This window comes from Pseudomonas sp. PSKL.D1, from assembly GCF_028898945.1.
Taxonomy (GTDB): Bacteria; Pseudomonadota; Gammaproteobacteria; order Pseudomonadales; family Pseudomonadaceae; genus Aquipseudomonas.
Map to the genome: position 1 here is coordinate 5,726,707 of NZ_CP118607.1, position 12,998 is coordinate 5,739,704.

The 12,998-nt window shown below is 61.6% G+C and carries 11 protein-coding genes; 5 read left to right on the plus strand and 6 right to left on the minus strand.

Going from position 1 to position 12,998, the window contains the following annotated elements; all coding sequences use genetic code 11:
- Window positions 1-22: 22 nt before the first annotated feature.
- On the plus strand, window positions 23-601 hold the full coding sequence (locus PVV54_RS25785; protein ID WP_274907894.1) for a PBECR2 nuclease fold domain-containing protein: 579 nt from the start codon (window positions 23-25) through the stop codon (window positions 599-601).
- 195 nt (window positions 602-796) lie between these two features.
- Here the strand turns inward: PVV54_RS25785 and ycaC (PVV54_RS25790) are convergent, their stop codons facing one another.
- The gene (gene ycaC, locus PVV54_RS25790) at window positions 797-1,426 is read right to left on the minus strand and encodes an isochorismate family cysteine hydrolase YcaC (protein ID WP_274907895.1); all 630 of its coding nucleotides are present in this window, start codon (window positions 1,424-1,426) and stop codon (window positions 797-799) included.
- Between the two features lie 135 nt (window positions 1,427-1,561).
- Here ycaC (PVV54_RS25790) and PVV54_RS25795 point away from each other — a divergent pair, with 135 nt between their 5' ends.
- The 3 genes from PVV54_RS25795 to PVV54_RS25805 all read left to right on the plus strand — a co-directional run bounded on the left by PVV54_RS25795 (window position 1,562) and on the right by PVV54_RS25805 (window position 5,526).
- Window positions 1,562-2,473 carry a LysR substrate-binding domain-containing protein gene (locus PVV54_RS25795; RefSeq protein WP_274907896.1) on the plus strand — a complete coding sequence of 304 codons (912 nt, stop codon included), beginning with the start codon at window positions 1,562-1,564 and terminating at the stop codon, window positions 2,471-2,473.
- Window positions 2,474-2,693: 220 nt separating this feature from the next.
- Window positions 2,694-3,938: an OprD family porin gene (locus PVV54_RS25800; RefSeq protein ID WP_274907897.1), complete on the plus strand. Its 1,245-nt coding sequence runs from the start codon at window positions 2,694-2,696 to the stop codon at window positions 3,936-3,938.
- A 1-nt stretch (window position 3,939) separates the two neighbouring features.
- Window positions 3,940-5,526 (plus strand): MFS transporter, encoded by a 1,587-nt coding sequence (locus PVV54_RS25805; protein WP_274907898.1) that lies wholly within the window; start codon window positions 3,940-3,942, stop codon window positions 5,524-5,526.
- Window positions 5,527-5,607: 81 nt separating this feature from the next.
- Here PVV54_RS25805 and PVV54_RS25810 read toward each other — a convergent pair whose 3' ends face one another.
- From PVV54_RS25810 to ycaC (PVV54_RS25825), 4 genes are all read right to left on the minus strand, one after another.
- Window positions 5,608-7,449, minus strand: a complete 1,842-nt coding sequence (locus PVV54_RS25810) for an amidohydrolase (RefSeq protein ID WP_274910502.1) — start codon at window positions 7,447-7,449, stop codon at window positions 5,608-5,610.
- 287 nt (window positions 7,450-7,736) lie between these two features.
- The gene (locus PVV54_RS25815) at window positions 7,737-8,555 is read right to left on the minus strand and encodes an alpha/beta fold hydrolase (protein ID WP_274907899.1); all 819 of its coding nucleotides are present in this window, start codon (window positions 8,553-8,555) and stop codon (window positions 7,737-7,739) included.
- Window positions 8,556-8,597: 42 nt separating this feature from the next.
- Window positions 8,598-9,164 carry an antibiotic biosynthesis monooxygenase gene (locus tag PVV54_RS25820; protein ID WP_274907900.1) on the minus strand — a complete coding sequence of 189 codons (567 nt, stop codon included), beginning with the start codon at window positions 9,162-9,164 and terminating at the stop codon, window positions 8,598-8,600.
- Between the two features lie 116 nt (window positions 9,165-9,280).
- Window positions 9,281-9,910, minus strand: coding sequence for an isochorismate family cysteine hydrolase YcaC (gene ycaC / locus PVV54_RS25825; RefSeq protein ID WP_274907901.1), 630 nt, complete (start codon window positions 9,908-9,910; stop codon window positions 9,281-9,283).
- Between the two features lie 219 nt (window positions 9,911-10,129).
- Between ycaC (PVV54_RS25825) and PVV54_RS25830 the strand changes: the two genes are divergently transcribed.
- The gene (locus PVV54_RS25830; protein ID WP_274910503.1) at window positions 10,130-11,557 is read left to right on the plus strand and encodes a mechanosensitive ion channel family protein; all 1,428 of its coding nucleotides are present in this window, start codon (window positions 10,130-10,132) and stop codon (window positions 11,555-11,557) included.
- A gap of 62 nt (window positions 11,558-11,619) precedes the next feature.
- Here the strand turns inward: PVV54_RS25830 and amaA are convergent, their stop codons facing one another.
- Window positions 11,620-12,906: an L-pipecolate oxidase gene (gene amaA / locus PVV54_RS25835; protein WP_274907902.1), complete on the minus strand. Its 1,287-nt coding sequence runs from the start codon at window positions 12,904-12,906 to the stop codon at window positions 11,620-11,622.
- Between the last annotated feature and the right edge of the window lie 92 nt (window positions 12,907-12,998).

Consider the following 12,998-nt stretch of genomic DNA (forward strand, 5'->3'; position numbering starts at 1 on the left):
CCGTTCCAAGCCAGGTATCTGATTGATCACCTCCACCTCATCCCGAAACGCCTCAGAAAAGAAAGGTCAAAGCACTTGGCACGATCAGCAATTGCCCGATCTCAGATCACTTGTACGCGAAATGCGCGCCCTTTCTGTCGAGGAACTGGCTGCTGCAGAATCGCTGGGCGCAGCAGTGGAACTCAGTGCACTGCATTTGGGTTTGAATGAAGCCGACATTGATTCGGTGACCGTTAAAACACCAATGGGCGATGTTGGCATTCAACGCAGTTGCATTCATCACATCGTCGAGAAAAGACAGGACGCGAGGGAACGCTATGTAAAGGTTGCACTGGATACGCTGATCGGGCCCTTCGAAGTGTGGGAAGTTGCCTACACCAATGAGACGTTCAGACTGGCCTTCATAGGTGTTTACGAGACCAAGCGACAAATGCTGGTGGTCGTCACACTCAGCAGCGGCAGAGCGCTGTGGAATTTCATGCAATGCGACGCGAAAGCGCTAAACAAGCATCGTCACGGAAAGTTGCTCTATAGACGCTACACGTTTCTGGAACGCAAAGAAAAAGGCCACTGTCACCAGTGGCCTCATAGTCGTGCTTGATATTCATATACACACCCTCAAGCCGGGGTGTGGAGGTCTCACCCTACGCTGATGATTCGGCCATCGACGGGGTTCCTACGCCAGCTTTTGCCGCCAAATGACAGCTGGTTTCGCGCTCAGATAAAACGCTAACAACACTCCTCAACCAAGTCAACCATGGCCGCCAAAGGTGGCCATCCATCGAGTTACCTAGTGTTACTTGCCCGCAGTCAGCGCGCCATAGCTGGTAATCAGGTTCCGATAATCCGGAATGTGGTTGGAGCACAGTGCCGCCAGGCCTTCGATGTCGTTGCGCCAGTCACGATGCAGCTCGCAGGCCACGCCAAACCAGGTCATCAGTTGTGCACCCGCCTGGCTCATGCGGTCGTGGGCAGCGTCGCGGGTCATTTCGTTGAAGGTACCGGAAGCATCGGTCACCACGAACACGTCAAACTCTTCTTCCAGTGCCGACAGTGCCGGGAAGGCAACGCAGACTTCAGTCACCACGCCGGCGATGATCAGCTGCTTCTTGCCGGTGGCCTTCACGGCCTTGACGAAATCTTCGTTGTCCCAAGCATTGATCTGGCCTGGGCGGGCGATGTACGGGGCATCCGGGAACAGGGCTTTCAGTTCCGGCACCAGCGGGCCGTTGGGGCCTTGCTCGAAGCTGGTGGTGAGGATGGTCGGCAGGTTGAAGAACTTGGCCAGGTCCGCCAGGGCCAGCACGTTGTTCTTGAACTTGTCCGGCTCGATGTCGCGCACCAGCGACAGCAGGCCAGCCTGGTGGTCAACCAGCAGTACGGCTGCATCGTCTTTGTTCAGGCGGTTGTAGGTGAATTTGCTCATGGTCTGTGCTCCTAAGGGTTATGAATTTTTCAGCATTTCGGGGTGTTTCGCGTTGATGGGCACAGATTAAAATCATCACCTTTGATGCACTAGACTGCGAAAATCGCCTTTAGCGTTCCATTTGGAGAACGATCATTGGAAGACCTGAACTCCCTCTACTTCTTCACCCAAGTTGTGGAACACGGCGGCTTCGCACCGGCCGGGCGTGCGCTGGACATGCCCAAGTCCAAGCTCAGCCGGCGCATCGCCGACCTTGAAGAACGCCTGGGCGTGCGCCTGCTCAACCGCACCAGCCGGCATTGTTCGCTCACCGAAATTGGCCAGGCCTACTACAACCGCTGCCTGGCCATGCGGGTAGAAGCCGAAGGCGCAGCGGAGATCATCGAGCGCAACCGCAGCGAGCCGCGTGGGCTGGTGCGCATCAGTTGCCCGACCACCCTGCTGAATTCGTGGGTCGGCCCGATGCTGACCCGCTACATGCTCAAGTACCCGCAAGTGGAGCTGTTCATCGAGAGCACCAACCGCCGCGTCGACTTGCTGCATGAAGGCTTCGACGTGGCGCTGCGCGTGCGCTTCCCGCCGCTGGAGAACACCGACATGGTGATGAAGGTGCTGAGTAACAGCACCCAATGCCTGGTTGGCCAACCCCAGTACCTCGAGCAACTACCCAAAGGTTTCGACCCCCAGTTGCTGGGCACGCTGCCCAGCGTGCATTGGGGCAGCGCGCAGCGCGAGTACCAGTGGGAGCTGTTCCAGGGCGAAGACACCAGCCGCAGCATCGTCATCCCGCACACCCCGCGCATGGTCACCGACGACCTGTTCGCCCTGCGCCATTTTGTGGTGGCAGGTGTTGGCATTGCGCACCTTCCGCGGGTGGCGGTACGTGAAGACCTCGCAGCGGGGCGGCTGGTGGAGTTGATACCAGACTGGCACCCGCGTTGCGGCATCGTGCATGCGATCTTCCCGTCACGGCGGGGGCTGCTGCCGTCGGTGCGTTCGTTGATCGACCACTTGGCCGAGGAGTTCGCCATCAGCGACATGGCATGAGATGCAGCTGCAGGCTATCGCTGTGCAGGAGCGGCCTTGTGTCGCGAAAGGGCTGCAGGGCAGCCCCGGCAATATCAGTTGCGAAGCTGAAATCCTGGGGCCGCTACGCGACCCTTTCGCGACACAAGGCCGCTCCCACAACATCCACCGCCAGCACACCTTTACAAGACCCTGCCCTTGCCTTACTGCACAGTGCCGGATCATAGCCCCCGGAGCCCTCATGATTCGCGCCACGCCCGGCCTGCTCGCCGCCCTCGCCCTCTGCCCGGCCTTCAGCCAGGCAGACGAACCCGGCTGGTCATTGCTCAGCCGCAACTACTTCCTGCACAGCGACTTCCGCTCGGGAGACGGCCAGAACTACCGCCAGGAATGGGCCCAAGGCTTCATCGGCGAGGTCCGTTCCGGCTTCACCGAAGGCACCCTCGGCCTGGGCATCGATGCCCACGGTTTCCTGGGCCTCAAGCTCGACGGAGGCCGTGGCCACGCGGGCACCGGCTTACTACCACGCGACAGTGACGGCCGTGCCGAATCGGACTATTCCAGCGCCGGCGCGGCCATCAAGCTACGCTTGGGCAACACCGAACTGCACTACGGCGAAATGACCGTGGAAACGCCAGTGTTTGATACAGGCGACAAACGCCTGCATCCCGAATACGCCACCGGGTGGTTCCTGGAGAACACCGACCTGCCCGACTGGCGCCTGCAGGCCGGGCGTTTCACCGCGTTCAACAACCAGGACAACAGCTCGACCCACGACGACTTCGGCGGCTACGGCGCCACCACCCATGGCCGCGCCATCAGCCTGGCCGGGGCCACTTTTACCCCCGCCGGCCCCTTCGGCGGCGCGCTGTACGCCGGGCAATTGCAGGACACCTGGCGCCAAGCCTACTTGAACCTCAACTTCAACGAAGGCAACTGGCGCCTGGACGGCAACCTCTACCAAACCCGTGATACCGGCAACGCCAGCGCCGGGGCCATCGACACCCTCGCCTACAGCCTGCTGGCCAAATACCGGCTGGGCGCCCAAGCCTTAACCCTGGCCTACCAGAAGGTTGAAGGCGATACCCCGTTCGACTTCGTCGGCGGCGACTCCATCTACCTCGCCAACTCGATCAAGTACGCCGACTTCAACGGCCCCGGCGAACGCTCGTGGCAACTGCGCTACGACCTCGATTTCGCCACCCTCGGGCTGCCGGGCCTGAGCCTGATGGGCCGTTACGTAAAAGGCAGCGGCATCAATGGCAGCCATGCGCCAGCTGATGGTGCCTATGCGGGCCAGCAAGGCCAGGGCGGGCGCCACTGGGAACGCGACATCGACCTGAAATACGTGGTGCAGTCCGGCGCCGCCAAAGACCTCAGCCTGTCGTTCTCCCACGTCAGCCACCGCGCCAACACCACCCAGGCAGGCGATGACATCGACCGCATCTACCTGATCATCGAATACCCACTCAAAGGCAGCTTCTGACATGAGCACCTCCCCTTCAGGCGCCTGGAGCCCCTTGCGCAACACCACCTTCCGCATGCTGTGGATCGCCACCATCGCCTCCAACATCGGCACCTGGATGCACGAGGTCGGCGCCGGCTGGCTGATGACCACGTTGTCGGCCAGCCCCCTGCACGTTGCGCTGATTCAGGTAGCGGGTTCGCTGCCGATGTTCTTCCTGGCATTGCCCGCCGGCGCAGCGGCGGACATCGTCGACAAACGCCGTTATCTGCTGATGGTGCAGCTATGGATGTCAGCTGTGGCCGTGGTGCTGGCTTCGCTGACCCTGCTCGGGCTGATGAACGTCACCCTGCTACTGGTACTGACCTTGGCCTTGGGGGTTGGCACCGCATTGATGATGCCCGCCTGGAGCGCACTGACGCCGGAGCTGGTTGGCAAGGAAGACCTGCCCAATGCGGTGGCCATTTCCAGTGTAGGCATCAACGTTTCACGGGCAATCGGCCCGGCCTTGGCAGGCGTGGTGGTGAGCCTGGTGGGGCCGTGGCTCACCTTCGCCCTCAACGCCGTCTCGTTCGCCGGGGTGATCCTGGTGCTGTTCTTGTGGAAGCGCGAAGTAAAAGAGCCGTTGCTGCCAGCTGAACGTTTCATGGGGGCAATGCGTACCGGCCTGCGTTTCGCGCGTAGCTCCAAACCCTTGCAGGCCGTGCTGTTGCGGGCGTTGGCGTTCTTCCTTTGCGCCAGTGCGGGCACTTCGCTGCTGCCACTGATCGTACGAGGTGAGATGCACGGCTCGGCTGCGGACTTTGGCCTGTTGCTGGCCGCCATCGGCATCGGTGCGGTAGCCGGAGCCACCTTGCTGCCGCGCTTGCGCGAACGCATCAGCCGCGATCGCCTGGTGATGCTGGCCAGCCTGTTGTACGCCGCCTTCCTGCTGGCCCTGGCGCTGGTGCGCAACTTCTATGTGCTGTTGCCGGCCATGCTGCTGAGCGGCGCAGCCTGGATTGCCGTGCTGTCCAACCTGCAGGTGGCAGCGCAAACTTCGGTACCCGCTTGGGTGCGGGCGCGGGCGCTGTCGGTGTACATCCTGATTTTCTTCGGCGCCATGGCGGCCGGCGGGCTGCTTTGGGGCACGCTGGCCAGCCATGCCTCGATCACCTTGAGCCTTTTGTTGGCAGCCGGGGGGTTGGCGCTGGGCACGCTGCTGACATGCAAAGTGGCATTGCCGGAAACCGAGGCCGAAGAGCTGACGCCTTCACTGCATTGGCCAGTACCGGTGCTGAACGACGACATGGACAAGGAAGCCGGGCCCGTGATGATCACGGTGGAGTACCACATCGAGCCAGCCAAAGCCGAGGCATTTCAGCAAGCCGCACAGGAGCTGGAGGCCATGCGCAAGCGCAATGGTGCGCTGTCGTGGGGGTTGATGCGCGACAGTTCAGACCCGGCGCTGTGGCTGGAATTCTTTTTCGAGGAGTCCTGGCTTGAACACTTGCGGCATCACCATCGTGTGACGCGGGGCGAGTTGAAGATCGAAGCGCGGGTGAGAATGTTCCAGAGTGAAGGGGTGCCGGTGCAGATTCGGCATCTGTTGGCGGGGGCGAAGCATTGATGTAAGCCTGTGCTGCCCGTTTCGGGCAGCAAGCCGTATCCCCGCTCCTGCACGTATGGCGCAGGAGCGGGGCACATCACGTCAAAACGCGAAGCAAGAGCAACCCAAAGCACCCCAGAAACCCTGGAAGTCATTCACCGGCACACTCGAATGCCGCGCCTTCTCATGGCTGTGGGCATGCACGCCGCAAGGCCCCACGCACTGGTGCGCCACCGCAGCCAGCGACGGAGTACCTACACGCCAGTGGCCGGGCACCTTGGTCACCGGAGACCATTCCGGCAGTACTGGTACCTGTGGTGGGCCGAGGCGGTCGAACTCGCCTGCTGCATACACCACCTTGCCATCAACGATGGTCAGTACCGACTCGATGCCTTTGATCGCCTCTTCATCGATGCTGAAGAAGTCCAGCGACAAGGCTGCCAGGTCGGCCAGCTGGCCAACCTTGATCTGCCCCTTCTTGCCCTGCTCACTGGAGAACCAGGCGCTGCCTTGGGTGAACAACTGCAGTGCGGTGTCGCGATCCAGGCCTTCCGGGTACAGCTCCATGCCGCCGACGGTCTTGCCGCTGACCAGCCAGTACAGCGACGTCCACGGGTTATAGCTGGATACACGAGTGGCGTCGGTACCGGCACCAACAGGCACACCCATTTCCAGCATGCGCTTGATCGGTGGGGTCTGTTCGGCCGCCTTGGCGCCGTAGCGGTCGACGAAATACTCGCCCTGGAAGGCCATACGGTCCTGGATCGCAATACCGCCGCCCAGTGCACGCACGCGCTCAATGTTCTGCGGGGTGATGGTTTCGGCGTGGTCGAAGAACCACGGCAGGCCGTTGAACGGGATATCGCGGTTGACCTTCTCGAACACGTCGAGCATGCGCGTGATCGACTCGTTGTACGTCGCGTGCAGGCGGAACGGCCAGCGCTGTTCAACCAGGTGGCGTACCACCGGTTCCAGCTCTTCTTCCATGGTTTGTGGCAAGTCCGGGCGCGGTTCGAGGAAGTCCTCGAAGTCGGCGGCAGAGAACACCAGCATTTCGCCGGCGCCATTGTGGCGCAGGAAGTCGGTGCCGCTGTGCAGCTTGACGCTGGAGGTCCACTTTTTGAAGTCGTCCAGCTCTTCCTTGGGCTTCTGGGTGAACAGGTTATAGGCGATGCGTACGGTCAGCTGGTTGTTGTCGGCCAGCTCCTGGATCACCGAATAGTCGTCAGGGAAGTTCTGGTAACCGCCGCCAGCGTCGATGGCGCTGGTCAGGCCCAGGCGGTTCAGCTCGCGCATGAACTGGCGGGTGGAGTTGACCTGGTACTCCAGCGGCAGCTTCGGCCCCTTGGCCAAAGTGGCGTAGAGAATCATCGCGTTGGGGCGTGCGATCAGCATGCCGGTTGGGTTGCCCATCTTGTCGCGCTGGATTTCACCACCCGGCGGGTTCGGCGTTTCCTTGGTGTAGCCCACAGCCTTGAGCGCGGCGCGGTTGAGCAGTGCGCGGTCATACAGGTGCAGCAGGAACACCGGGGTATCAGGTGCCGCCTGGTTGATTTCTTCCAGGGTAGGCATGCGCTTTTCAGCGAACTGGAATTCGTTCCAGCCACCGACCACGCGTACCCACTGCGGGGTTGGCGTGCGTGCAGCCTGGTCCTTGAGCATGCGCAGGGCGTCGGCCACAGAGGGCACGCCTTCCCAACGCAGTTCCAGGTTGTAGTTAAGGCCGCCCCGAATCAGGTGCAGGTGGGAGTCGTTCAGGCCCGGGATTACCGTGCGCTGCTTGAGGTCGATGATCTGGGTCGCGCTGCCCTTGTGGGCCATGGCCTCGGCGTCGTTGCCAACGGCAATGAAGCGGCCATCCTTGATGGCCACGGCGGTGGCCGTGGGCTTTTCACGGTCGACCGTGTGCAGTTTGCCGTTGAACAGGATCAGGTCGGCGGTCATGGAACCTCCTTGGGTGGATGCGTGGGCGGAGCCGGTGGCGCCGGTGAAAGGCAATGCCGACCAGAGCGCACCAGCGGCACCGAGTACGGTGCTGGTGGCGAGGAACTGGCGACGGGTCTTGTCGTTCGGGTCCTGGGACATGGGGTTCTCCGTCTAGTGCGGCAGGGGCAACTGCGAAGCATGCCGGTGGGGCCGGGCTGTGGATTGCATGAATGTGCGGTGGGTGAAGGTTAGAGCAGGTCTGGCTTCTTCGCGGGCGGTCTGGCACCCGCGAAGGCCTCACCCGGTCAGCGTTGCAGGAACGCCAGCAAATCCTCGTTCAGCTGCTGTGCATGGGTTACCGCAAACCCGTGCGGCGCCCCGCTGTACACTTTCAGCTCTGCCCCGCGGATCAGCTCTGCTGCCCGCTTGCCGGTAGTCTCGAACGGCACGATCTGGTCGTCGTCACCGTGGATCACCAAGGTCGGTACATCGATCTTCGCCATATCCGGGCGGAAGTCGGTTTCGGAAAACGCTGTAACGCAATCCAGCGTGCCTTTGATCGAGGCCATCAGCGCAATGTTCAGCGTCTGGGCCTGTACGCCCTGGGACACTTGCTGGCCATGGTTGATGCCATAGAACGGCGCGGCAAAGTCGGCAATGAACTGCGCGCGATCCGCACGCAGGCCGGCCTTGATGCCGTCGAATACTGAAGTATCGACGCCATCGGGGTTGTCTTCGCGCTTGCCGAACACCGGCGTCACTGCGCCCAACAGCACCAAACCGGCCACGCGCTCGCTGCCATGGCGGGCGATGTAGCGGCTGACATCACCGCCGCCCATGGAAAAACCGACCAGGGTAACTTCGCGCAGGTCGAGGTGTTCGATCAGTTGGGCGATGTCGTCGGCAAAGGTGTCGTAGTCATAACCGGTCCACGGCTGGTCGGAGCGGCCAAAGCCACGGCGGTCAAAGGCAATGGCACGGTAGCCACGGCTGGCCAGGTACTCCATCTGCGAATCCCACATGTCGGCGTCCAGTGGCCAGCCGTGGCTGAACAGTACGGGCTTGCCGCTGCCCCAATCCTTGTAATAAATCGAAGTGCCATCACGGGTAACGAGCGTGCTCATATCGGTATCTCCTTGAAAATGAAATGTGGTGGTAAGCGAAGTTCAGCCACGCAGCCAGTTGGCGCAGCGACGGGTTACCCAAGGCATGATGAAGAACACCACGGGCAGGATGACGAACAGGTTGACGATCAGGTTGCTGGTGATCACCCCACCCAGCTGCGGGAAGCGGGCAAAAAACGGCGCCAGCAATTGCGGGATGATCATGGTCATGGGGCAGATCACCAGGTAAGTCAGCAATGCCTGCTTCCAACGTGGAGGTTGCGCACCGCTGACACTCGGCGGGGTGAACCAGAACTCCGGGTCATCATGCACCTGGGTGTTGTCACCGCCCTCAAGCAGCGGCAGCACCTCGTCGACCAGCGCCTGGCGCTCAGCCGAGTTGACCCAGGCCTGCAGCAGGCTGGCGTCGGCAAAACGCACGACGGTAGTGAAGTGGCTACCGCCGTCGTCAGGGCGGATCACATTGACGTCCAGGTGCCCCGGCTGCCGGCGCGCGGTGCTGACCGTGCGCTTGAGCCATGTTTCGTAGCCCGCCAACGACTCGGCGCGGACTTTGTGCTGGATGACCAGGGTCACCACGTTACGGTTGTCTTGGAATGCGGTGTTCATCGGCGTTCCTTGGGATGAGCTGGCCCGCATCCACTGTGCAACGGTGAACGGGCGGAGGATTGAATGGGTGTGCTGCCGTTGTCGGGCACCGACTGCCGGTGCCCGGGCGCTGCGGCTTACTTGCTGCTGTTGAAGGCGTTGTAGCTGGTCATCAGGTTGCGGTAGTCCGGGATGTGGTTGGAGCACAGCGCGGCCAGGCCTTCGATGTCGTTGCGCCAGTCGCGGTGCAGCTCGCAGGCCACGCCGAACCAGGTCATCAGTTGTGCACCCGCCTGGCTCATGCGGTCGTGGGCGGCGTCGCGGGTCATGGCATTGAAGGTGCCGGAGGCATCGGTCACCACGAATACGTCAAACTCTTCTTCAAGGGCCGCCAGCGCCGGGAAGGCTACGCACACTTCAGTCACCACGCCGGCGATGATCAGCTGTTTCTTGCCGGTGGCTTTTACGGCTTTTACAAAGTCTTCGTTGTCCCAGGCGTTGATCTGGCCAGGGCGGGCGATGTAGGGGGCATCCGGGAACAGTTCTTTCAGTTCCGGCACCAGCGGGCCGTTGGGGCCTTGCTCGAAGCTGGTGGTCAGAATGGTCGGCAGGTTGAAGAACTTGGCCAGGTCAGCCAGGGCCAGCACGTTGTTCTTGAACGCATCCGGCTCGATGTCGCGCACCAGCGACAGCAGGCCAGCCTGGTGGTCAACCAGCAGTACGGCGGCGTCGTCTTTGTTCAGGCGGTTGTATTTGAAGTTGGTCATGGTCGTGCTCCTAAGGGTTTTGATTTTCAGTAAGTTGGGTGTTTCGCGTTGATGGGAGAAGATTAAAACCATCACCTTTGGAGCGGTAGATAGTAGTTTTTGGCTTTAGCGTTCTGTTTTAGGAACGATGAGATGGCATAGGGATTGGCACGCCCCATTGCCTGCGAAAGCAACCTGCTCTATTACTACCCCCAGCCCTCCCCTCACCCCGAGACCACCATGCTGGCGTTCATCCAGTCGTCCCCGTTGTTGCTCGGTACCACCCTGATCCTGCTCGACCTTGTGCTCTGGCAACTGATCCCTATCCAGCGTCGCGCCTGGCGCATCGGCTCGCGGCTGGCGATCTTCCTGCTGTTCAGCTGGGTATTGCTGGCTGCGGGGATGAGCCCGCTGCAACCACCGCCCTGGCCGGATGATGTGCCGCGCAACCTGATGGCGACCGTGCTGTCGATCGGGTGGTGGTTGTTCGGCGCTCGCACAGTGACCGTTGTTTTCGGCCTGTTGCTGGTGGCGCGCGGCAGTCATGGCGGGCGGTTGCTGCAGGATGTGCTGGGGGCGCTGATTTTCCTGGCAGCCGTGGTGGCCGCCGCGGGCTACGTGATGCAATTGCCGGTCAAAGGCCTGCTGGCTACGTCGGGGGTGATGGCCATCGTCATCGGCCTGGCGCTGCAAAGCACCTTGGCGGATGTGTTCAGCGGCATCGTTTTGAACACCACGCGGCCGTACCAGATTGGCGACTCGATCTCCATCGACGGCACCGAGGGAAAGGTGCTGGATATCGACTGGCGCGCCACACGCCTGCTCACCGGCAGCGGCAGCCTGGCGGTGATCCCCAACTCCGTGGCGGCCAAGGCCAGGCTGCTTAACCACAGCCGGCCGGCGGATGTGCATGGCGTATCGATTACGGTGGTGGTTCCGGCCAAAGTACGCCCAAAACGGGTTTTCGATGCGCTGGAAAAGGCCCTGCAAGGCGTCAGCGCCATCCTTGCAACACCCAAACCGAAAGTAACGGTGAAGGCCTCGACACTGGAGTCGGTGGAGTACGAAGCCAGTGGTTTTGTGGCTGACGCGGGCACCAAGGGCGATGCCCGCAACCAGTTGTTCGACTTGGCCCACCGCCATCTGGAGGCCAGTGGGGTGATGTGGAACGTCGACCTGGCGATGCCGCCACGCAGCCGTCAGCGAGAGGTACTGGACGAGGTGCGGGTGTTCCGCTCATTGAGCGATGAAGAGCGCGATGCACTGAGCCAGCGTATGACTGCGGTGGAGTATCTGGCCGACCAGGTGATCCTGGAGATTGGCGAACATTCCGATCACTTGTTGGTGATTGGCAGCGGTGTGGTATCAGCGTCGATACGCGATGGTGACAAGCTGCTGGAGGCCGGGCGCATGGGGCCGGGCGAGGTGCTGGGGATCGAGGGCATCATCGATGAAGACAACTCGTTCGCCGAGTTCCGCACGCTGACCAGTTGTGTGCTGTATCGCATTGACAAGGAACAGGTGAAAAGCTGCCTGGTGCAACGTGGCGAGGTGCAGACGGCGCTGAGCAAGTTGCAGCGGTTCCGCCGGCAGAGCCGGGAGTCGTTGTTGTTGCAGAAGCCGGCGTTGATCAAGAAGGGCGGGTTTCTTAGCTGGTTGCACAAGTAAGCCTGTGCTGGCCTTTGCGCAGGTAAATCGCAGCGGCGATTTACCCGCGAAAAGGCCAGTTGTTACAACACAACCCTCAAGCACTGGCCTGCGTGATACAGCGAAAAACCTGACTCATAAAATGCAGTCCGCAACGAAGGTGCGCTCACCCCTGTCATCGGCGAGAACGGGATCGGTAAGCTATCCGCCTCCCCCTTCAGCAGAAACTCGGCAAACGCCCGGCCAATCACGGTGCCGGTGGTGTTGCCGCGCCCGTTATACCCCGTCACCGCCACCAACCCCGGCGCAGGCTCGAACAGCCGCATCAGGTGGTCGGGGGTGAAGTCGATACAGCCCGTCCAGTGCATCTCCCACTCGACCTTGCCCAGTTCCGGGTAGTAATGGCTCTGGATACGGTCGGCCCAGCTGCGCACGAACCACGACGGTTTGTTATCCACCCGGCCAAGGCTGCCGAGCAACAGGCGGCCCTGATCGTCACGACGGATGCTGCTGAGCACGGTGCGGGTGTCCCACGAGCCTTGGCCATGCGGCAGCACTTTGTCCGCAGCCGCGCCCTGCAAGGGTTTGGAGGCAACCTGGTAGTAGTAACCCCGGAAGAACTGCTTCTGCAGGTTGCTCCAGTCACCTTCGGTGTAGGCACCAGTGGAAATCACCACCTTTTCTGCCTGCACCGAGCCACGTGCCGTCTTCACCCGCCAGCCATCGCTCTCACGGGCAAGGCCTTCAACCGAGGATTGCTGGAACAGCTTGCCGCCAAGGCGCACAACCGCAGCAGCCAGGCCTTGCGTGTAACCCATGGGGTTGATAGTGCCAGCGCGGCGATCAAGCAGCGCGGCAGAAATCTTGTCGGTGCCACAGTACTCCTGGCACTCGGCGCCAGTCAGCAGCTCCACATCGGCACCCCGGCGGTGCCATTGTTGGTGGCGTGCTTCAAGGTCGGCAATGCCTGTGGCGTTGTGCGCCATGTGCAGGGTGCCTTTGTGCTGCGCCTGGCAATCGATACCGAGGCGTTCGATCATGGCGAACACTTCGCCCGGGGCCTCGCCCAATACCTTGTTCAGGCGGCTGCCCTGCTTCTGGCCCAGTGTTGCCTCGACATCGTCAGGGCGGATCCAGGTGCCGGCGTTGACCAGTCCAACGTTGCGCCCGGAGCCACCGTGGCCAATTTTCCAGGCTTCGAGCAAGATCACCGACTTGCCCTGCTCAAGCAAATGGATCGCGGCCGACAAGCCGGTAATGCCGCCACCAATAACGCAGACATCGGCCGTGTGTTCACCGGCCAGAGCCTGGTCGGGCACGGCCTGAGTGCTGACGAATTCCCACAAGCATTGTTGACGCAGTTCGGACATGGGCCGGCTCCAGCAAATTGTTCTTGTTGGGGCCGCAATGCGGCCCATCGCGGGTAAACCCGCTCCTACAGGTCCTTCAAACGCTGCGAAGG